This is a genomic window from Pseudomonas neuropathica (genome assembly GCF_015461835.1).
GTDB lineage: Bacteria > Pseudomonadota > Gammaproteobacteria > Pseudomonadales > Pseudomonadaceae > Aquipseudomonas > Aquipseudomonas neuropathica.
This window is the reverse complement of the sequence record NZ_JACOPX010000016.1, coordinates 24,682-43,479: the sequence shown is the minus strand read 5'-3', so window position 1 is coordinate 43,479 and position 18,798 is coordinate 24,682. Positions and strand designations below refer to the sequence as shown.

20 protein-coding genes and 1 pseudogene are annotated in these 18,798 nt (G+C 59.9%); 15 read left to right on the top strand and 6 right to left on the bottom strand.

The features are described 5' to 3' along the window. Positions 1-150: 150 nt before the first annotated feature. The 4 genes from phaC (H8F23_RS22515) (at position 151) to H8F23_RS22500 (ending at position 5,300) form a co-directional block, all read left to right on the top strand. The gene (gene phaC, locus H8F23_RS22515; RefSeq protein ID WP_093430071.1) at positions 151-1,830 is read left to right on the top strand and encodes a class II poly(R)-hydroxyalkanoic acid synthase; all 1,680 of its coding nucleotides are present in this window, start codon (positions 151-153) and stop codon (positions 1,828-1,830) included. Positions 1,831-1,972: 142 nt separating this feature from the next. After that, positions 1,973-2,827: a poly(3-hydroxyalkanoate) depolymerase gene (phaZ, locus tag H8F23_RS22510; RefSeq protein WP_034152967.1), complete on the top strand. Its 855-nt coding sequence runs from the start codon at positions 1,973-1,975 to the stop codon at positions 2,825-2,827. Between the two features lie 139 nt (positions 2,828-2,966). Continuing rightward, positions 2,967-4,649 carry a class II poly(R)-hydroxyalkanoic acid synthase gene (gene phaC, locus H8F23_RS22505; protein ID WP_194935815.1) on the top strand — a complete coding sequence of 561 codons (1,683 nt, stop codon included), beginning with the start codon at positions 2,967-2,969 and terminating at the stop codon, positions 4,647-4,649. 30 nt (positions 4,650-4,679) lie between these two features. Next, positions 4,680-5,300: a TetR/AcrR family transcriptional regulator gene (locus H8F23_RS22500; RefSeq protein WP_194935814.1), complete on the top strand. Its 621-nt coding sequence runs from the start codon at positions 4,680-4,682 to the stop codon at positions 5,298-5,300. A gap of 269 nt (positions 5,301-5,569) precedes the next feature. Here H8F23_RS22500 and H8F23_RS22495 read toward each other — a convergent pair whose 3' ends face one another. The 3 genes from H8F23_RS22495 to H8F23_RS22485 form a co-directional block, all read right to left on the bottom strand. Continuing rightward, entirely contained in the window at positions 5,570-6,481 is a 912-nt protein-coding gene (locus H8F23_RS22495; RefSeq protein ID WP_194935813.1) for a phasin family protein, read from the bottom strand. A 10-nt stretch (positions 6,482-6,491) separates the two neighbouring features. After that, complete coding sequence (locus tag H8F23_RS22490) at positions 6,492-6,914, bottom strand: phasin family protein (RefSeq protein WP_194935812.1); 423 nt, start codon at positions 6,912-6,914, stop codon at positions 6,492-6,494. Positions 6,915-7,119: 205 nt separating this feature from the next. Further along, positions 7,120-7,395 (bottom strand): polyhydroxyalkanoic acid system family protein, encoded by a 276-nt coding sequence (locus H8F23_RS22485; RefSeq protein ID WP_093430067.1) that lies wholly within the window; start codon positions 7,393-7,395, stop codon positions 7,120-7,122. Positions 7,396-7,549: 154 nt separating this feature from the next. Here H8F23_RS22485 and ubiE point away from each other — a divergent pair, with 154 nt between their 5' ends. The 11 genes and pseudogenes from ubiE (at position 7,550) to H8F23_RS29355 (ending at position 15,740) form a co-directional block, all read left to right on the top strand. Continuing rightward, positions 7,550-8,320: a bifunctional demethylmenaquinone methyltransferase/2-methoxy-6-polyprenyl-1,4-benzoquinol methylase UbiE gene (ubiE, locus tag H8F23_RS22480; RefSeq protein ID WP_008080626.1), complete on the top strand. Its 771-nt coding sequence runs from the start codon at positions 7,550-7,552 to the stop codon at positions 8,318-8,320. Next, complete coding sequence (locus tag H8F23_RS22475; RefSeq protein WP_194935811.1) at positions 8,320-8,943, top strand: ubiquinone biosynthesis accessory factor UbiJ; 624 nt, start codon at positions 8,320-8,322, stop codon at positions 8,941-8,943. The genes ubiE and H8F23_RS22475 overlap by 1 nt, the downstream gene beginning before the upstream one ends. Further along, positions 8,940-10,544, top strand: a complete 1,605-nt coding sequence (gene ubiB, locus H8F23_RS22470) for a ubiquinone biosynthesis regulatory protein kinase UbiB (RefSeq protein ID WP_194935810.1) — start codon at positions 8,940-8,942, stop codon at positions 10,542-10,544. The genes H8F23_RS22475 and ubiB overlap by 4 nt, the downstream gene beginning before the upstream one ends. 81 nt (positions 10,545-10,625) lie before the next feature. Continuing rightward, complete coding sequence (hisI, locus tag H8F23_RS22465; protein ID WP_007909357.1) at positions 10,626-11,027, top strand: phosphoribosyl-AMP cyclohydrolase; 402 nt, start codon at positions 10,626-10,628, stop codon at positions 11,025-11,027. Further along, positions 11,020-11,352 (top strand): phosphoribosyl-ATP diphosphatase, encoded by a 333-nt coding sequence (locus H8F23_RS22460; protein ID WP_007909355.1) that lies wholly within the window; start codon positions 11,020-11,022, stop codon positions 11,350-11,352. Before hisI ends, H8F23_RS22460 begins: the two co-directional genes overlap by 8 nt. A 25-nt stretch (positions 11,353-11,377) precedes the next feature. Next, positions 11,378-11,659: a twin-arginine translocase TatA/TatE family subunit gene (locus H8F23_RS22455; RefSeq protein ID WP_003220847.1), complete on the top strand. Its 282-nt coding sequence runs from the start codon at positions 11,378-11,380 to the stop codon at positions 11,657-11,659. A 10-nt stretch (positions 11,660-11,669) separates the two neighbouring features. After that, positions 11,670-12,113 (top strand): Sec-independent protein translocase protein TatB, encoded by a 444-nt coding sequence (gene tatB / locus H8F23_RS22450; protein ID WP_194935809.1) that lies wholly within the window; start codon positions 11,670-11,672, stop codon positions 12,111-12,113. After that, a complete protein-coding gene (gene tatC / locus H8F23_RS22445) occupies positions 12,110-12,901 on the top strand; it encodes a twin-arginine translocase subunit TatC (RefSeq protein ID WP_093430065.1) in 792 nt (263 codons plus the stop codon). Before tatB ends, tatC begins: the two co-directional genes overlap by 4 nt. After that, positions 12,898-13,605 (top strand): 16S rRNA (uracil(1498)-N(3))-methyltransferase, encoded by a 708-nt coding sequence (locus H8F23_RS22440; RefSeq protein ID WP_194935808.1) that lies wholly within the window; start codon positions 12,898-12,900, stop codon positions 13,603-13,605. Before tatC ends, H8F23_RS22440 begins: the two co-directional genes overlap by 4 nt. Positions 13,606-13,823: 218 nt before the next feature. Beyond that, positions 13,824-14,885: pseudogene (locus tag H8F23_RS29360) on the top strand (methyl-accepting chemotaxis protein); the annotation flags it as partial. Beyond that, positions 14,868-15,740, top strand: a complete 873-nt coding sequence (locus H8F23_RS29355; RefSeq protein WP_371748299.1) for a methyl-accepting chemotaxis protein — start codon at positions 14,868-14,870, stop codon at positions 15,738-15,740. The pseudogene H8F23_RS29360 and the gene H8F23_RS29355, both read left to right, overlap by 18 nt. 154 nt (positions 15,741-15,894) lie before the next feature. Here the strand turns inward: H8F23_RS29355 and H8F23_RS22430 are convergent, their stop codons facing one another. The 3 genes from H8F23_RS22430 to H8F23_RS22420 form a co-directional block, all read right to left on the bottom strand. After that, positions 15,895-16,629 (bottom strand): amino acid ABC transporter ATP-binding protein, encoded by a 735-nt coding sequence (locus H8F23_RS22430; protein ID WP_064388890.1) that lies wholly within the window; start codon positions 16,627-16,629, stop codon positions 15,895-15,897. Then, positions 16,622-17,581, bottom strand: a complete 960-nt coding sequence (locus H8F23_RS22425) for an amino acid ABC transporter permease (RefSeq protein WP_194935806.1) — start codon at positions 17,579-17,581, stop codon at positions 16,622-16,624. The genes H8F23_RS22430 and H8F23_RS22425 overlap by 8 nt, the downstream gene beginning before the upstream one ends. 129 nt (positions 17,582-17,710) lie before the next feature. Continuing rightward, positions 17,711-18,508 (bottom strand): transporter substrate-binding domain-containing protein, encoded by a 798-nt coding sequence (locus tag H8F23_RS22420; RefSeq protein WP_093430341.1) that lies wholly within the window; start codon positions 18,506-18,508, stop codon positions 17,711-17,713. Positions 18,509-18,798: the final 290 nt, after the last annotated feature.

Here is an 18,798-nt window from a genome sequence, read left to right as displayed (position 1 = left end):
CAATGGAGCTGGCAAGTTCCCTGCAGTGCTCTACGACTGTAAAGCAGCTATGCAGAATTAACGGTCACCCGAGCAGTAGTACCTGGCATTGGCTGTGGAACTGCACAGCAGAAAACCGGGTACTCGTCTCAGGACAATGGAGCGTCGTAGATGAGTAACAAGAATAACGATGACCTGAAGTACCAAGCCTCGGAAAACACCCTGGGGCTTAATCCCGTCGTTGGGCTACGCGGAAAGGATCTGCTGGCCTCTGCTCGTATGGTGCTGAAACAGGCCATCAAACAACCGATCCATAGCGTCAGGCACGTCACCCATTTCGGCCTCGAACTGAAGAACGTGCTGTTCGGCAAATCCGAACTGCAACCGGCAGGCGATGACCGTCGCTTCGCTGATCCTGCGTGGAGCCAGAACCCGCTCTACAAACGTTATCTGCAAACTTACCTGGCGTGGCGCAAGGAGCTCCATGCCTGGATCGATGACAGCAGCCTCTCACCCAAAGACATCGCCCGCGGCCACTTCGTCATCAATCTGATGACCGAAGCCATGGCCCCGACCAACACCGCGGCCAACCCCGCAGCAGTCAAACGTTTCTTCGAAACCGGCGGTAAAAGCCTGCTCGATGGCCTCTCGCATCTGGCCAAGGATCTGGTGCACAACGGCGGCATGCCGAGTCAGGTCAACATGGGCGCGTTCGAAGTCGGCAAAAGCCTCGGCGTGACCGAAGGTGCGGTGGTGTTTCGCAACGACGTGCTGGAACTGATCCAGTACAAGCCGATCACCGAGCAAGTCCACGAGCGCCCATTGCTGGTGGTGCCACCGCAGATCAACAAGTTCTATGTCTTCGATCTGAGCCCGGACAAGAGTCTGGCGCGCTTCTGCCTGCGCAATAACGTGCAGACGTTCATCGTCAGCTGGCGCAACCCGACCAAGGCCCAGCGCGAGTGGGGCCTGTCGACGTACATCGATGCCCTGAAAGAAGCCGTCGACGTGGTCACCGCGATCACCGGCAGCAAAGACGTGAACATGCTCGGTGCCTGCTCCGGTGGCATCACCTGCACCGCCCTGCTCGGCCATTACGCGGCGATCGGCGAGAAGAAGGTCAATGCCCTCACGCTGCTGGTCAGCGTGCTCGACACCACCCTGGACAGCGACGTCGCCTTGTTCGTCGACGAGCAGACCCTGGAGACCGCCAAGCGCCATTCCTATCAGGCCGGTGTACTGGAAGGCAAAGACATGGCCAAGGTCTTCGCGTGGATGCGCCCCAATGATCTGATCTGGAACTACTGGGTCAACAACTACCTGCTCGGCAACGAGCCGCCGGTGTTCGACATCCTGTTCTGGAACAACGACACCACACGCTTGCCCGCCGCGTTCCATGGCGACCTGATCGAGATGTTCAAAAACAACCCACTGATTCGCCCCAATGCACTGGAAGTGTGCGGTACGCCGATCGACCTCAAGCAGGTCACCGCCGACATCTTCTCGCTGGCCGGCACCAACGACCACATCACGCCGTGGAAGTCCTGCTACAAGTCGGCGCAGCTGTTTGGCGGCAAGGTCGAGTTCGTGCTGTCGAGCAGCGGGCATATCCAGAGCATTCTGAACCCGCCGGGCAACCCGAAATCGCGCTACATGACCGGCGAAGAAATGGCGGCCAATGCCGATGAGTGGCAAGAGAACTCGACCAAGCACACCGATTCCTGGTGGCTGTACTGGCAGGCGTGGCAGGCCGAGCGCTCGGGCAACCTGAAAAAGGCCCCGCTGAAACTGGGCAACAAAGCGTACCCGGCCGGTGAAGCCTCGCCGGGCACTTATGTACATGAGCGGTAACTGACACACCCGGCCCAATGTAGGAGCTGCCGCAGGCTGCGATCTTTTGATTCTGTTTTTAAAATCAAGATCAACAGATCGCAGCCTTCGGCAGCTCCTACACAGGGGGCGGGGTGTACTTGAAATCCACAGGGCCTGACGCATGCCGCAACCGTTCATATTCCGTACCGTCGATCTGGATGGCCAGACCCTCCGCACGGCGGTGCGCCCCGGCAAGCCTCACTTGACGCCCTTGCTGATTTTCAACGGCATTGGCGCCAACCTGGAGCTGGTATTCCCGTTTGTCGCGGCGCTGGACCCGGATCTGGAAGTGATCGCCTTCGACGTGCCCGGTGTCGGTGGTTCCTCGACGCCGAACCGGCCGTATCGCTTTCCCGGGCTGGCCAAGCTGACGTCGAGAATGCTCGATTACCTCGACTACGGTCAGGTCAACGTCATCGGCGTGTCGTGGGGCGGCGCACTCGCGCAGCAGTTCGCCTACGACTACCCCGAGCGCTGCAAGAAACTGGTGCTGGCGGCGACCGCTGCCGGTGCGGTGATGGTGCCGGGCAAGCCGAAAGTGCTGTGGATGATGGCCAGTCCACGGCGCTACATTCAGCCTTCCCACGTGATCCGCATTGCCCCGCTGATCTACGGCGGCTCGTTCCGTCGTGACCCGACGCTGGCGGCCAGTCACGCGGCGAAAGTGCGTTCGGCGGGCAAGCTCGGTTACTACTGGCAACTGTTCGCCGGCCTCGGCTGGACCAGCATTCACTGGCTGCACAAGATCCATCAGCCGACGCTGGTGCTGGCCGGTGATGACGATCCGCTGATCCCGCTGATCAACATGCGCATGCTCGCCTGGCGCATTCCCAATGCCCAACTGCACATCATCGACGACGGTCATCTGTTCCTGATTACCCGTGCTGAAGCGGTGGCGCCGATCATCATGAAATTCCTCCAGGAGGAACGTCAGCGGGCGGTGATGCACCCGCATCCGACACCGCTCGGCGGCTGACCCCGGCGGCAGGCTTTATGCAGTGCTTTAAGAAAGAGTGCGCGGCAGGACGCCGCGCAGGCAGCAACCCGCAACAGCGTCTATGGTGTTCTGGTTCGGTGAGTTTGTTTTTGGCCTGAAGACGAAGGAGTGTTGAGTCATGCGCGACAAACCAGCGACGGGCGTAGTGCCCAGCCCCGCCGTGTTCATCAATGCACAAAGTGCGATCACCGGCCTGCGTGGCCGGGACCTGATCTCGACCTTGCGCAGTGTGGCAGCCCATGGCCTGCGCAACCCGATCCACAGTGCGAAGCACGCGTTGAAACTCGGCGGCCAATTGGGTCGCGTTCTGCTCGGCGAAACCCTGCACCCGACCAATCCGAACGACAGCCGTTTCGCTGACCCGGCGTGGAGCCTCAACCCGTTCTACCGACGCAGCCTGCAGGCCTATCTGGCCTGGCAGAAACAGGTCAAAAGCTGGATCGACGAAAGCAACATGAGTGATGACGATCGCGCCCGCGCGCACTTCGCTTTCACCCTGCTCAATGACGCCGTGGCACCGTCGAACACCTTGCTCAACCCGCTGGCGGTCAAGGAGCTGTTCAACTCCGGCGGGCACAGTCTGGTGCGTGGTCTCAGCCATTTGTTCGATGATTTGCTGCACAACGATGGCCTGCCGCGCCAAGTGACCAAGCAGGCTTTCGAGGTCGGCAAGACCGTCGCCACCACCACCGGCTCGGTGGTGTTTCGCAACGAGATGCTAGAGCTGATCCAGTACCGACCGATGAGCGAAAAGCAGTACGCCAAGCCGCTGCTGGTGGTTCCGCCGCAAATCAACAAGTACTACATTTTCGACCTCAGCCCGCACAACAGCTTCGTCCAGTACGCACTGAAAAACGGCCTGCAGACCTTCATGATCAGTTGGCGCAATCCGGATGTGCGCCATCGCGAATGGGGCCTGTCGACATATGTCGAGGCGGTGGAAGAGGCGATGAACATCTGCCGGGCGATCACCGGCGCCCGCGAGGTCAATCTGATGGGCGCCTGCGCCGGCGGCCTGACCATCGCCGCCCTGCAAGGGCATTTGCAGGCCAAACGGCAACTGCGCCGCGTCTCCAGTGCGACCTACCTGGTCAGCCTGCTCGACAGCCAGATCGAAACCCCGGCAACTCTCTTCGCCGACGAACAGACCCTGGAAGCCGCCAAGCGCCGCTCGTACCAGAAAGGCGTGCTCGATGGTCGTGACATGGCCAAGGTCTTCGCCTGGATGCGCCCCAACGATTTGATCTGGAGCTACTTCGTCAACAATTACCTGCTGGGCAAAGAGCCGCCAGCCTTCGACATCCTCTACTGGAACAACGACAACACCCGGCTGCCGGCGGCATTTCACGGCGACCTGCTGGACTTCTTCAAGCACAACCCGCTGACCCATCCGGGTGGCCTGGAAGTGTGCGGCACGCCGATCGACTTGCAGAAAGTCACTGTCGACAGCTTCAGCGTCGCCGGCATGAACGATCACATCACCCCGTGGGATGCGGTGTATCGCTCGACCCTGCTGCTCGGCGGCGAACGGCGTTTCGTGCTGTCCAACAGCGGTCACGTGCAGAGCATCCTCAACCCGCCGAGCAATCCGAAAGCCGCGTACATCGACAACGGCAAGATGAGCAGCGACCCGCGGGCCTGGTACTACGACGGCAAGCACGTCGACGGCAGTTGGTGGCCGCAGTGGCTGGAGTGGATTCAGCAACGCTCCGGGGCGCAACACGAAACCACGTTCACCCTCGGCAACCCGAACTATCCACCGATGGAGGCAGCGCCCGGTACTTACGTGCGTGTGCGCTGACGCTTAACCGAACTTTTCTAAGAAGACTGGATGAAAACCCGCGACCGGATTCTCGAATGTGCTTTGCAACTGTTCAACGAAAAGGGCGAGCCGAACGTCTCCACCATGGAGGTGGCGAACGAAATGGGGATCAGCCCGGGCAATCTCTACTACCACTTCCATGGCAAGGAACCGCTGATTCTCGGCTTGTTCGAACGCTTCCAGAATGAACTGGCGCCACTGCTCGATCCACCCTCGGATGTGGAACTGGCGCCGGAAGATTACTGGCTGTTTTTGCATTTGATCGTCGAGCGGTTGGCGCAGTACCGCTTTCTGTTCCAGGACCTGTCGAACCTCGCCGGGCGCTTGCCAAAACTGGCCAAGGGCATTCGTCATCTGCTCAATGCGCTGAAGCGTACGCTGGCGTCGTTGCTCGCGCGGTTAAAGGCTTCGGGACAGTTGGTCAGTGATACGCAGGCCTTGGGGCAACTGGTGGAGCAGATCACCATGACGTTGCTGTTTTCGCTGGATTATCAGCGGATTCTGGATCGTCAGGGTGAAGTCAGGTTGGTGGTTTATCAGATCATGATGCTGGTGGCGCCGCACTTGCTGCCGCCGGTTAAGGTCGCCACGGAGCGGATGGCCCTGCAATACCTTGAAGATCACGACTGAAATCAAAAGCCCCTCACCCTAGCCCTCCCGAAACGTCGGACCGCCCGTAGGGAGAGGGGACTGACCTTATCGTCTTGCGCTATATGGCGACCTGAAAAATCGAGTCGATTATGGATTCAATACGACACTTTCAGGTCGGTGTAAGGCTGAAGCATCCCCGAATCGGTCCCCTCTCCCTCTGGGAGAGGGCTAGGGTGAGGGGCTGTTGGAATTCAGATACAAAAACGCCCGACCTTCTCAGGCCGGGCGTTTTGTTTTGCCCTGAAAAATCAGGACTGACTGGTTGGCGTCGACGGCGTCGATGCAACAGTCGGGGTGGCCGCCGGAGTCGGTGCTGCGGCGGAATTCGACGCACTCACCGGAGCTGCCGGAGCGGCAGGTTTGGCTGCAGCAGGTGCGGCCGGTTTCGGCGCAGCGGCTTTCGGCGCGGCCGGTTTTTTCACTGCCGGTTTTTTCGCCGCAGCGGGTTTGGCTGCAGGCTTGGCAGCCGGTTTGGCGGCAGCGGTTTTGGCTGCAGGTTTGGCGGCTGGTTTAGCTGCAGCTTTGGCCGCAGGTTTTGCTGCCGGTTTCGCAGCGGCTTTAGCGGCAACCGGTTTGGCGGCGGCTTTGGCTGCTGGCTTGGCGGCAGCGGTTTTCGCTGCTGGTTTGGCCGCAGCTTTTGCAGCAGGTTTAGCCGCCGCTTTGGCCAGAGGCTTGGCAGCAGACTTGGCCGCAGCCGTTTTCGCTACCGGTTTTGCCGCAGCGGTTTTCGCAGCCACCGGTTGGGTTTTCAGACCGGTGAGTTTTTCGATCTGCTTGGTCAAGGTTTCCACCTTGCTATGCAGTGCTTTGACCTCATTGCGGCTCGGTACACCCAGGCGCGAAATCGCGCTGTTCAGGCGCTTGTCGAAAGCCCCTTCCAGCTCGTCCCATTTGCCCAGTGCGCGATCTTTCACGCCGCTGATGCGCGACTTGGCCGAAGAAGCGGAATCCTTGGCAGCGTCGACTTTTTTGCCGACTGCGGATTTGGTGAGCTTCTCGGCTTTCTCGCCGTCTTTGACCAATGTATCGAAGAGCTTGCTGCCGTCAGTGTCGATCTTCGAGTACACGCCTAAACCAGCCAGCCAGATTTTGCGGGAGTAGTCTTCGACTTTCCCGATCCACGAGCTGCCTTCTTTATCGGTGTTCTTTTTACCAGCCATCCCGTTCTCCTTAAGATTTACGCGCGACGCGTTCGAGCAATGCCGTCAGCTCATCGAGCTTAGCAGAGAGTGTCTCAACGTCATGTTTAGACGGAATGCCGATACGATTCAAGGCGCTTGCTACACGGGAGTCGAACGCCTTCTCGACCTTGTCGAGCTGAACTTCGACACGACCTTTGAACGAGCTGACTTCGCTCTTGGCTTCATCGATCTCGGTGTTGGCCGCTTCGAGTTTTTCGGTGACGGCTTTTTTGCCTTTCTTTTCAACAGTTTGACCAGCTTTGATCAGCTCTTGAAAGTAGTCGCTGCCCTCTTGGCCGACCTTGGCGTAGGCACCCAGGCCTGCCAGCCAGATCTTGCGGGCATAGGATTTGACGTCGCCCAGAGCAGAAGTCGAAGCGTCGATTTTTTTCTTCAAAATAACTTTGGCCATGGTGCACCTCACGCGCAGAAGGTTTGAGGAACTGCCCGCGAAAGTGTCGGGCTCAGGCACAAAGTAAGGAGATAAATTAGAAACGGCACCCTAACAACTGACATGAATCGGTGGTGCCTGAATGAAAAGATCGCAGCCTTCGGCAGCTCCTACAGAGGAATGCGTACCCCAGCAGGAGCTGCCGAAGGCTGCGATCTTTTGATCTTCAGACCAGCGCCTTGTCCAACGCTTTCTCGATCTCGGCTTTGATCATGCCGCTCATGGCCGACATCATGATGCCCAACTCCACATCGACCTTGATCGAATCGTCCGCCACATGCACCGCGCCTTTCACGCCCGAGCGCTTGAGGTTCAGGGTATCGCCGGACCATTGCGGCTCCAGGCCATATTGATCGGAGAGTTTTTGCGCCAGCTTGTCGGCCTTCTCGCGGGCGGCTTCCTTACCCAGGTTGTGGGCACGCTCAACAGTGATTTTGGCCATTGCATGACTCCTGATTTAAAAAGATGTGTCGGTAAATCTTGACCGCCGCTGCGGCAAATCGTCCCGAAGGTTGCCCATCTTACCTTTAGCCATTCCAAGACAAAGCATGGCTTGGGGATTAGAATGTCGCGCATTCTCTTTTGGTGACAGCGATATGACTGATCAGCGCAAAGGCAGCGATGCCGAACCCACCACTCACTTCGGCTTCAAAAACGTTCCGGAAAGCCAGAAAGCGGAAAAAGTCGCTGAAGTTTTCCACTCGGTAGCCGCGAAATACGACTTGATGAACGACCTTCTGTCGGGCGGCATGCACCGCCTGTGGAAGCGTTTCGCGATCGAACTGTCGGGCGTACGCAGCGGTAACCGCGTGCTGGACATCGCCGGCGGTACCGGTGACCTGACCAAAAAGTTCTCGCACCTGGTCGGCCCGACCGGTCAGGTGGTATTGGCCGACATCAACGAATCGATGCTCAAGGTCGGCCGTGACCGCCTGCTCGATCTGGGTGTCGCTGGCAACGTCGAGTTCGTTCAGGCGGACGCAGAAAAACTGCCGTTCCCGGACAACCACTTCGACTGCGTGACCATCGCCTTCGGCCTGCGCAACGTGACGCATAAAGAAGACGCGCTGCGCTCGATGCTGCGCGTGCTCAAGCCCGGCGGTCGTCTGCTGGTGCTGGAATTTTCCAAACCGACCAACGCGCTGATGTCGAAAGCCTACGACGCTTATTCGTTCGCCTTCATGCCGCTGATGGGCAAGCTGATCACCAACGACTCGGAAAGCTATCGCTACCTGGCCGAATCGATCCGCATGCACCCGAATCAGGAAACGTTGAAGTCGATGATGGTTGACGCCGGTTTCGACCGCGTGACCTATCACAACATGACCGCAGGCATCGTCGCCCTGCACCGTGGCATCAAGCCCTGATGTTGCTCACCGGGCTGCTCGCCAGCGTTGAACTCGGCCTCAACCGGGTGCTGCGTCTCGACAGCACGGCGCTGCCGCGGCTGGCGCATTTGACCGGCAAGGTGATTGCCGTCGACTGCCGCAGCCCGGCGCTGCAACTGTTCATCCTGCCGAGTGACGAAGGTCTGATGCTGGCCGCGCATTGGGAAACCGGCGTCGACTGCACCCTGCGTGCGCCGGCCTCGAGCCTGATCAAACTGGCCGTGAGCAAAGACAAGACTGCGGTGCTGCACGCCCCGGAAGTCGAACTCGATGGCGACAGCGGCGTGCTGCTGGAGCTGGCCGGTGTGCTGCAAGACCTTGAGCTGGACTGGGAGTACGAACTCTCGCGCTGGCTCGGCCCGGTCGCCACGCAACTGGTCGGTGGTCATCTGCGCAGCCGCGCACGCTGGTATCAACAAGGATTTGCCAGCCTCAACCAGAACCTCGCCGAATACCTCGCCGAAGAATCGCGCACCCTCGTCGGGCAGCGCGAAGCCGAAGCGCGGTTCAGCGAACTGGACCGGATCAAACTTGATCTGGAACGTCTCGAGGCGCGTTTCGAGCGCCTTTCCCGATCCCTCGACCCAAGCGATAACGCATGAAGCTGCTTGCCGTCCGCCGTCTGTTGCGCATCCAGCGCGTCGTGATCCGCTACCGCCTCGATGACCTGCTGTTCGATCTGCCGTTGCCGTGGCTCCTTCTGGCGCTGCGCTATGTGCTGCCGTGGCGCTGGTTCCCGCGTAAGCCGCTGGATCTGAGTCGGGGTGCGCGGCTGCGCCTGGCGTTGCAGGATCTCGGGCCGATTTTCATCAAGTTCGGGCAGATTCTTTCGACCCGCCGCGACCTGCTGCCGGAAGACATCGCCGATGAGCTGATGCTGCTGCAGGACCGCGTGCCGCCGTTCGATTCGCAACTGTCGATCAAGCTGATCGAAGAACAGTTGGGCAAAAAGATCAGCGACGTGTTCAGCCGTTTCGACGTTGAGCCACTGGCCTCAGCCTCCGTGGCGCAGGTACATGCCGCGCAGTTGAAAACCGGCGAAGAAGTGGTGGTCAAGGTGATCCGTCCGGGTCTGAAGCCGATCATCGCGCAGGATCTGGCGTGGCTGTTTATCCTCGCCCGTGCTGCCGAAAAACTCTCCGCCGATGCGCGCCTGCTGCACCCGGTCGACGTGGTGCAGGACTACGAAAAAACCATCTACGACGAACTCGATCTGCTGCGCGAGGCGGCCAACGCCAGCCAGTTGAAGCGCAACTTCGAAGGTTCGCCGCTGCTCTACGTGCCGCAAGTCTATTGGGACTGGTGCCGACCGAAAGTGCTGGTGATGGAGCGCATCTACGGCATTCAGGTCACCGATCTGGCGACCCTCGCCGACCAGCGCACCGACATGAAAATGCTCGCCGAGCGCGGTGTGGAGATCTTCTTCACCCAAGTGTTCCGCGACAGCTTCTTTCACGCCGACATGCACCCGGGCAACATCTTCGTCAGCACCGTCAATCCGTGGAGCCCGCAATACATTGCGATCGACTGCGGCATCGTCGGCAGTCTGACCCCGGAAGACCAGGATTATCTGGCGCGCAACCTGTTCGCCTTCTTCAAGCGTGATTACCGTCGTGTGGCGCAATTGCACATCGATTCGGGCTGGGTGCCGGCGGAAACCAAACTCAACGAATTCGAAGCGGCGATCCGCACTGTGTGCGAACCGATCTTCGAAAAACCGTTAAAAGATATTTCATTTGGCCAGGTGCTGATGCGCCTGTTCCAGACTGCGCGACGCTTCAATATGGAAGTGCAGCCGCAACTGGTGCTGCTGCAAAAGACCCTGTTGAACATCGAAGGCCTCGGCCGTCAGTTGTATCCGGATCTGGATCTGTGGAACACCGCGCAGCCGTTCCTCGAACGCTGGATGCGCGAGCGCGTCAGCCCGAAAGCCTTGCTGGGCAACGTGCAGAGCCAGTTCGAACAACTGCCGCACCTGGCCAACATGGCCCGTGATCTGCTCGAACGCATGTCGCAGCCGCACGCCTACGACCCGCCGCCACCGTGGCACAAACGCAAGGACGACTGGTTCCTGCGCCTGCTCGGTTGCGCGCATCTGGCCGGCGGGGTGATCCTCGCCATCGGTGGCCCGCTGCACGAATTGGGGCATTGGCCGGCCGGGATCATGGTGGCAGTCGGCTTGTATCTGGTCGTTCGCCGATAGCCAGTTTCGTGATCGGCTGGCACACTGTTTCAATGCCTGAGCCCGACTATTGAAGTGTGGGGTTCGCTGTCGGAGTCGAAGATGAAAAACTGGCTGGACGAGATCAAGTGGGACGCTGATGGCCTGGTGCCGGCGATTGCCCAGGATCACAAGACCGGACGCGTGCTGATGATGGCCTGGATGAACCGCGAAGCGCTCGAACTGACCGCCGCGGAAAACCGTGCAATCTACTGGTCACGTTCCCGTGGCAAGCTGTGGCGCAAGGGCGAAGAGTCCGGCCATGTGCAGACGCTGCATGAAATGCGTCTGGACTGTGATGCCGACGTGATCATCCTGATGGTTGAACAGATCGGCGACATCGCTTGCCATACCGGCCGTCAAAGCTGCTTCTACCGTGTCTTCGAAAACGGCGACTGGAAGACAGTCGACCCGGTTCTGAAAGACCCGCACGCTATCTATTCCGCAGGACACAAACATGAGTGACACCCTGACCCGCCTGGCCGAAGTGCTCGAAGAGCGCAAAGGCGCAGCCGCCGACAGCTCGTATGTGGCTAGTCTGTATCACAAGGGTTTGAACAAGATTCTGGAGAAAGTCGGCGAAGAGTCGGTCGAAACCATTATTGCCGCCAAGGATGCTGCCATCAGCGGCGACTGCAGCGACGTGATCTACGAGACCGCTGACCTGTGGTTCCACAGCATGGTCATGCTCGCCCAACTGGGGCAGCATCCGCAGGCCGTGCTGGATGAACTGGATCGCCGCTTCGGTCTGTCCGGACACGTCGAGAAAGCCTCGCGTCCGTCCGCCTGAACAACTTTTAGAGAGGAACAGCAACATGGGCATTTTTGACTGGAAACACTGGATCGTCATTCTGGTTGTCGTGGTGCTGGTGTTCGGCACCAAGAAACTGAAAAATCTCGGCACCGACGTTGGCGAGTCGATCAAGGGCTTCCGCAAAGCCATGAACGACGACGAAAAACCGGCCGCTGATCCAACCGTTACGCCTGCGCAACCGGTGCCACCGGTGCAGCCGCAAGCCACCGCTCAGGCCAATCCGCCGCACACCATCGACGTGCAGGCGCAGAAAGTCGAAGAGCCGATCCGCAAAGACGTGTGAGCACTGACTAATGTTTGGTATCAGCTTCTCTGAACTGCTGCTCGTCGGCCTCGTCGCCCTGCTGGTGCTGGGCCCCGAGCGTCTGCCGGGCGCTGCGCGTACCGCCGGCCTGTGGGTCGGCCGGCTGAAACGCAGCTTCAACGCGATCAAACAGGAAGTTGAACGTGAAATTGGTGCCGACGAGATTCGTCGGCAACTGCACAACGAGCACATTCTGTCGCTGGAGCAGGAGGCGCGGAAGATTTTCAGCCCGGTTCAGCAAGAGCCGACGCCGGTTGAGCATGTGGGCGAACAGACGATTCATGCGCCTGCTCCGACACCTGCACCTGCTGCCGTTGTAGCGCCGACAGAACCAGTGCCCGCTGCTGACACTTCAGTTGAACATGTAGCTCCAACTGCCGCGCCGATCACACCAGCGCCTCACGACCCTACTCTGCCGCCGCGAGCCCCATGAGCGATCTCCCCGAAAACGACCAGCACATGCCGCTGGTTTCGCACCTCACCGAGTTGCGCACCCGCCTGCTGCGTTGTGTGGCGGCGATCTTCATCATCTTCGCCGGGCTGTTTGCGTTCACCCAGCAGATCTATACCTTCGTCTCGACCCCGCTGCGCCAGTACCTGCCGGTCGGCGCGACGATGATCGCCACCGACGTGTCGTCACCGTTCCTGACGCCGCTGAAGCTGACGATGATGGTCTCGCTGTTCCTTGCGATTCCGGTGATCCTGCATCAAATCTGGGGCTTTATCGCGCCAGGTCTGTACAAACATGAGAAACGCATCGCGGTGCCACTGCTGGTGTCGAGCATTCTGCTGTTCTACACCGGCATGGCGTTCGCCTATTACTTCGTGTTCCCGCTGATCTTCAAGTTCTTCGCTGCCGCTACCCCGGCCGGCGTGGAAATGATGACCGACATCGCCAGTTACCTCGATTTCGTCATGACGCTGTTCTTCGCCTTCGGCGTGGCGTTCGAGATCCCGGTGGCTGTGGTGCTGCTGGTGTGGATCGGCGTGGTCGACGTCAAATACCTGAAGAAGATCCGCCCGTACGTGATCATCGGCTGCTTCGTGGTCGGCATGATCCTGACGCCGCCGGACATCTTCTCGCAGACCCTGCTGGCCGTGCCGATGTGGATGTTGTTTGAAATCGGAATTCTATTCGGTGGCTTGATCAGCAAGCGCGAGCGTCCGGAAGAGAACCCGGCCGACGACCACAACGACCAGCCGCCAGCGACCCAGGCATGAACCTGCTGTTGCTCGAAGAGGCCGATTTCATTGCGGCCGACCGCGTGGTGCTGCGTGATCGCCGCTTGACCCACATGCAGGAAGTCCACCGCTCGGAAGTCGGTGACAGCCTGCGCGTTGGCCGTATCAACGGGCTGATGGGTTCGGCTGAGCTGTTGCGCCTCGAAGCAGGTGAAGCCGAGCTGCGCGTCAACCTCGATCAGCCACCACCGGCCAAGCTGCCGCTGACCTTGGTACTCGCTCTGCCACGCCCGAAGATGCTCCGTCGGGTGTTTCAGACCGTGGCGACCATGGGCGTGTCGAAGGTGATCCTGGTCAACAGCTATCGGGTCGAGAAGAGTTTTTGGCAGACGCCGTTTCTGGAACCTGAAGCGATTCGTGAGCAACTGATCCTCGGCCTCGAACAGGCCCGCGACACCGTGCTGCCGGAAATCATCATCGAAAAACGCTTCAAGCCTTTCGTGGAAGACCGGTTGCCGGCGATCACCGACGGAACCCTCGGTCTGGTCGGCCACCCCGGCAACTATCCGCCGTGCCCACGCGCCTTGAGCGAACCGGTAACGCTGGCCATCGGTCCCGAAGGTGGCTGGATTCCTTACGAAATCGATTTGCTGGCCAAGTCCGGCCTGCAACCGGTGCAACTCGGCGAACGCATCCTGCGCGTCGAAACCGCCGTCACCGCCCTCCTCGCCCGTCTCTTCTAAGTTCAACTCCGCTCCCGTGCAGGAGCTGCCGAAGGCTCGGGCCGCGATCGGACGATCTTTTGATTTTGCTTCAAAAAAACAAGATCAAAAGATCGCAGCCTCGTTTCACTCGACAGCTCCTACAGGATGGCGGCGTCCCGGATAAATGGTGTTACAGATTGCCATTATTCGGCCGATACCCTCTCCATAAGTCCAATTAGTGGTCGGGGAGTCGTCGCATGTACCGTTGGTTAGCCGAGAGTCTTGGAAACGTCAGCGTCAAACGCAAGCTGGGAATCGGTTTCGGCCTGGTGCTGTTGCTGACACTGTTGATCACCTTCACCGGCTGGACCGGCATGAGCGGTATTATCAGCCGCGGTGACAAGCTCGGTTTTATCTCCAGTCTCAACGAACTGACCAAGGACCTGCGCCTGGCGCGTCTGGACTACGAAGCGCGCCGTGGCGAACAAGGACCGGGCGTGGTCAACGACCTGCTCGGCAAACTCGACAGCGGCCTGCAAACCGCGCGCAGCCTGATTGAACAGCCGTCCGACGCGGCGATGGTCGATCAACAACTGGCCGCCGTTGCCGAATACAAACGCGCTTTTGCCGACATGACCCAAGCCACCGTGCAGCGCGAAGACGCCCGCAGCAAGCTCGGCGCCAGTGCCGACAACGCCGTGGCGAAAGTCGCGGAAGTGGAAAAATCCATGCTGGCGGGTGACAGCGTCGCGCAATTCAACAGCGTGATCGAGCTGAGCAAACTGCTGCAGCAAGCCCGCTACCAAGTGCGCGGCTACACCTACAGCGGCAAGGCCGAAGCGGAGCAACCGGCGCTCGACGCCATCGACAACGCCCTGAAAAACCTCGACAGCCTGCCGGCAAAACTGCCGGAACAGCACATCGCCAACCTGCAACAGGCCACCGACTCGATCAAAGCCTATCGCGCGGCCGTTGCGCAGTTCCGCGACTCACAGGTCAACAACGCCAAGGCCGCCGCGCGCATGTCGACGCAGGGCGACATCCTCATCGACGTCAGCAAGAAACTCACTGAATCGCAAACCGTCGTACGTGACACCGATGCCGCTCACGCCAAAAACATGCTGATCATCGCCACCTTGCTCGCCGTGGCTTTCGGCTTGCTTGCCGCCTGGGCGATCACCCGCCAGATCATCATCCCGCTGAACCAGACCCTGAAAGTCGCCGAGCGCGTGGCCGCGGGCGACCTGACTCACAACCTGGTGTCCCTGCGTCGCGACGAGCTCGGTCAATTGCAGCGCTCGATGCAGAGCATGACCCAAGGCCTGCGTGAACTGGTCGGCGGGATCAGCGACGGCGTCACCCAGATCGCCAGCGCCGCTGAAGAACTCTCGGCGGTGACCGAGCAGACCAGCGCCGGGGTCAACAACCAGAAAATCGAGACCGATCAGGTTGCCACGGCCATGAACGAAATGGCCGCCACCGTGCAGGAAGTCGCGCGTAATGCCGAAGAAGCCTCCGAGGCCGCCGTCGCCGCCGACCAACAGGCTCGCGAAGGCGACAAGGTGGTGGGCGAAGCGATCGCGCAGATCGAGCGGCTGGCCGCTGAAGTCGGTCACTCGACCGAAGCCATGGGTGAACTGAAACGCGAAAGCGACAAGATCGGCAGCGTCCTCGACGTGATCAAGTCGGTAGCGCAACAAACCAACCTGCTGGCCCTCAACGCCGCCATCGAAGCCGCGCGTGCCGGTGAAGCCGGGCGCGGTTTCGCGGTAGTTGCCGACGAGGTGCGCAGCCTCGCCCAGCGCACGCAAAAATCCACCGAAGAGATCGAAGAGCTGATCGTCGGCCTGCAAAACGGCACCCAGCAAGTGGCGACGATCATGGACAACAGCCGCACCCTGACCGACAGCAGCGTTGAGCTGACGCGTCGCGCGGGCGGTTCGCTGGAAAGCATCACCCGTACCGTGTCGGCGATTCAGGCGATGAACCAGCAGATTGCGGCAGCGGCCGAGCAGCAGAGCGCGGTGGCGGAAGAGATCAACCGTAGCGTGCTGAATGTGCGGGACGTGTCGGATCAGACATCGGCGGCGAGTGAAGAGACGGCGGCGTCCAGCGTTGAGCTGGCGCGCTTGGGCACTCACTTGCAGATGCTGGTGGGGCGCTTCAAGGTTTGAGGTGATCCGAAAACCTCGATTCATTCAGAATCGAGGTGATGCCTTCGCGAGCAAGCTCGCTCCCACAGGATTTGTGTCGATCAAAAAGGTTGTATTCGACCCATTCACTGTGGGAGCGAGCTTGCTCGCGAAGGCTTACTGACAGGCGCGGAGATTACAGGACCTGGCGCAGGAAGGCCTGGGCGCGCGGATCTTTCGGTGCATCAAAGAACTCCGCCGGTGCGGCATCTTCCAGCAGCTTGCCGTGATCGAAGAACAACACCCGATCCGCCACTTCCCGGGCAAAGCCCATCTCGTGGGTCACGCAGACCATGGTCATGCCTTCCACGGCCAGGTTCTTCATCACGTCCAGCACCTCGCCGACCATTTCCGGGTCGAGCGCCGAGGTCGGCTCATCGAACAGCATGACCTTCGGCTCCATCGCCAGCGCCCGGGCAATCGCCACGCGCTGTTGCTGACCACCGGACAGGCGTGACGGAAATTCGTTGGCTTTTTGTGCGATGCCGACCTTTTTCAGCAATTCCATCGCCTTGGCTTCGCGCTCTTTCTTGCCACGCTTGCGCACGACTTTCTGCGCCAGACAGAGGTTTTCCAGCACGGTCATGTGCGGGAACAGGTTGAAGTGCTGGAAGACCATGCCGACTTCGCGGCGGTAGGCGTTGACGTCGGTTTTCGGGTCGGCCAGTTGCAGGCCGTCGATGCTCACCGAGCCGGAATCGAATTCTTCCAGGCCATTGAGGCAGCGCAGGAAGGTCGACTTGCCGGAACCCGACGGGCCGATCACCACCAGCACTTCGCCTTTGGCGACCGTGGTGCTGACGTTATCCACCGCGCGCACCACTTGCCCACGGGTGTCGAAAACTTTTACCAGATCGCGGACTTCAATCACTTTGCGCGAGCCTCCGCTCAAGCCGGCTGGCGATTTTCGACAGCGGCAGGTTGATCAACAGGTACAGGCCGGCGACGCAGAACAGAATCTCGAACGGCGAGAACGAGGTGGTGATGACCTCGCGGCCGCTTTTTAGCAGTTCGGTGATGGCGATCACCGACACCAGCGAGGTGTCCTTGACCAGACTGATGAATTGCCCGGCCAGCGGCGGCAGCACGCGTTTCAGCGCTTGCGGCAACACCACGTGACGCATCGATTGACCGGCACTCAGACCGAGCGAGCGCGCCGCTTCGTTCTGGCCACGGGCAATCGATTGCACGCCGGAGCGGATGATCTCCGCCACGTAGGCGCCAGTGAACAGCGACAGCGCGGCGATCCCGGCGAACTCGCGGGACAGGTTCATCACCGTGCCGATGAAGAAGTAGAAAATGAAGATCTGCACCAGCAACGGCGTACCGCGTACCAGTTCGACGTAAATGGTCGAGAGGTCGCGCAGGGTCGGGTTGTTCGACAGCCGGCAGAGGCCGGTGACCAGACCGATCAGCAAACCCAGGACACCGGAAACCACTGACAGCCAAAGCGTCGTCCACAGCCCCCACAACAGCGGCCCTGCCGCCCAATGGCGAGTCACGCCCACGACGTCACCTTCGGCGACATCGTCGCCCTGAGCGAATTGCAGGCTGTTCTCGTCGACAGTCAGGTGCTGCTCGTCACCGGCGTCGTTGCGCAGGGTGACTTGCGCGCTCCCGCCCTTGCGCACCAGTTCGGTGACGGTGGAGATGTCGGTGGCACGCTGGGTTTCCTCGGCCTGATAGGCGAAGTACTGCGGCACGCGGTTCCAGCGCCATTCGTAGGACATCAGCGACGTCGCGTAATACAACGCGCCGGCCAGGCCGACCAGCACCAGCACGGTGAGGACGTGCCAGGGCCATTGGGCTTTTTTCTGTTTCATTGCAGGTTCCGGATTTTGTGTTGCTCTGGAGGGCCCCTTCGCGAGCAAGCTCGCTCCCACATTGGAATGCATTCCTCTGTGGGAGCGAGCTTGCTCGCGAATGGGGCGACTCGGTCTATCTGACCGGGCTTATTCCATGTCCTTGAGCCACTCGGTGCTCTTGAACCACTTGTCATGGATGCGATCGTAGGTGCCGTCTTCGTGGATCTGGTGCAGGAAGTTGTTGATGAAGTTGAGGCTGTCGTAATCACCCTTCTTCAGACCAAACGCCAAAGGCTCGTAGGTGAACGGCTTGTCGAGGAACACCAGTTTGCCGGCGCCGACCTTGGTCACCGCAACGACGTTGTACGGCGCGTCGTAGATGAAGGCGTCAGCCTTGCCGTTGACCACGTCGAGCACGGCTTCCTGCTCGTTGTCGTAGCCGTGGTACTTGGCCTTGGAGATGAGCTTCTTGGCGACCATTTCACCGGTGGTGCCAAGCTTGGAGGTGATGCGGTAGTCGGCGCTGTTCAGGTCTTTGTACGACTTGATGGTGCCTTCCAGCTCCTTGCGGATCAGCAGGGTCTGGCCAACCACGATGAACGGTTCGCTGAAGTTCAGGCGCAGGTTGCGTTCCTGAGTCAGGGTCATGCCGCTGCCGATCATGTCGAATTTGTCGGTCATCAGCGCCGGAATGATGCCGTCGTAACCGGTGGAGACCAGTTCCAGTTTGACGCCCATGGCCTTGGACATGGCTTTGAGGATGTCGACTTCGAAACCGATGATTTCGCCGCGCTTGTTGGTCATTTCGAACGGCATGTATGTCGGATCCATACCGACTTTCAACGTGCCGCGCTTGACCGCGTCATCGATTGCGCCAGCCTGCGCCGCATTGACTGCAACCAGTGCCGTGACGCCGACCAGCAGCATCGACAGATACTTCTTCATCTTCAAGTCCCCAAAACCATTGCGTGTGCGGCGCGAAAACCAACAGAGACGGGCAAAAAAGCCCGGGTGCGCCAATTCGGGGACGGATGCTAACGCACTCGTTTTTTTGCACAAGGTTTAATGGACGATTTGTTTAACAATCAAGGGCTACCCCCTCACCCCAACCCTCTCCCCCAAGGGGGCGAGGGGGAAAGGGAGCCGATCTTCATGCTGTTCAAATCCGAGTTCGACTGGATATTTCAGGTCGGTGTAACTCGAATACTCAACGCGGTCGGTCCCCTCTCCCTCTG

What these genes read in the sequence shown, in the direction of transcription:
- ubiE (WP_008080626.1), top strand. Translation starts at nt 7,550, where the DNA reads ATGACTGATCAGCGCAAAGGCAGCGATGCCGAACCCACCACTCACTTC.
- tatC (WP_093430065.1), top strand. Translation starts at nt 12,110, where the DNA reads ATGAGCGATCTCCCCGAAAACGACCAGCACATGCCGCTGGTTTCGCAC.
- phaC (WP_194935815.1), top strand. Translation starts at nt 2,967, where the DNA reads ATGCGCGACAAACCAGCGACGGGCGTAGTGCCCAGCCCCGCCGTGTTC.
- ubiB (WP_194935810.1), top strand. Translation starts at nt 8,940, where the DNA reads ATGAAGCTGCTTGCCGTCCGCCGTCTGTTGCGCATCCAGCGCGTCGTG.
- H8F23_RS22490 (WP_194935812.1), bottom strand. Translation starts at nt 6,914, where the DNA reads ATGGCCAAAGTTATTTTGAAGAAAAAAATCGACGCTTCGACTTCTGCT.
- H8F23_RS22425 (WP_194935806.1), bottom strand. Translation starts at nt 17,581, where the DNA reads ATGAAACAGAAAAAAGCCCAATGGCCCTGGCACGTCCTCACCGTGCTG.
- H8F23_RS29355 (WP_371748299.1), top strand. Translation starts at nt 14,868, where the DNA reads ATGCAGAGCATGACCCAAGGCCTGCGTGAACTGGTCGGCGGGATCAGC.
- H8F23_RS22455 (WP_003220847.1), top strand. Translation starts at nt 11,378, where the DNA reads ATGGGCATTTTTGACTGGAAACACTGGATCGTCATTCTGGTTGTCGTG.
- H8F23_RS22485 (WP_093430067.1), bottom strand. Translation starts at nt 7,395, where the DNA reads ATGGCCAAAATCACTGTTGAGCGTGCCCACAACCTGGGTAAGGAAGCC.
- H8F23_RS22420 (WP_093430341.1), bottom strand. Translation starts at nt 18,508, where the DNA reads ATGAAGAAGTATCTGTCGATGCTGCTGGTCGGCGTCACGGCACTGGTT.
- H8F23_RS22500 (WP_194935814.1), top strand. Translation starts at nt 4,680, where the DNA reads ATGAAAACCCGCGACCGGATTCTCGAATGTGCTTTGCAACTGTTCAAC.
- H8F23_RS22440 (WP_194935808.1), top strand. Translation starts at nt 12,898, where the DNA reads ATGAACCTGCTGTTGCTCGAAGAGGCCGATTTCATTGCGGCCGACCGC.
- hisI (WP_007909357.1), top strand. Translation starts at nt 10,626, where the DNA reads ATGAAAAACTGGCTGGACGAGATCAAGTGGGACGCTGATGGCCTGGTG.
- phaZ (WP_034152967.1), top strand. Translation starts at nt 1,973, where the DNA reads ATGCCGCAACCGTTCATATTCCGTACCGTCGATCTGGATGGCCAGACC.
- H8F23_RS22475 (WP_194935811.1), top strand. Translation starts at nt 8,320, where the DNA reads ATGTTGCTCACCGGGCTGCTCGCCAGCGTTGAACTCGGCCTCAACCGG.
- tatB (WP_194935809.1), top strand. Translation starts at nt 11,670, where the DNA reads ATGTTTGGTATCAGCTTCTCTGAACTGCTGCTCGTCGGCCTCGTCGCC.
- H8F23_RS22495 (WP_194935813.1), bottom strand. Translation starts at nt 6,481, where the DNA reads ATGGCTGGTAAAAAGAACACCGATAAAGAAGGCAGCTCGTGGATCGGG.
- H8F23_RS22460 (WP_007909355.1), top strand. Translation starts at nt 11,020, where the DNA reads ATGAGTGACACCCTGACCCGCCTGGCCGAAGTGCTCGAAGAGCGCAAA.
- phaC (WP_093430071.1), top strand. Translation starts at nt 151, where the DNA reads ATGAGTAACAAGAATAACGATGACCTGAAGTACCAAGCCTCGGAAAAC.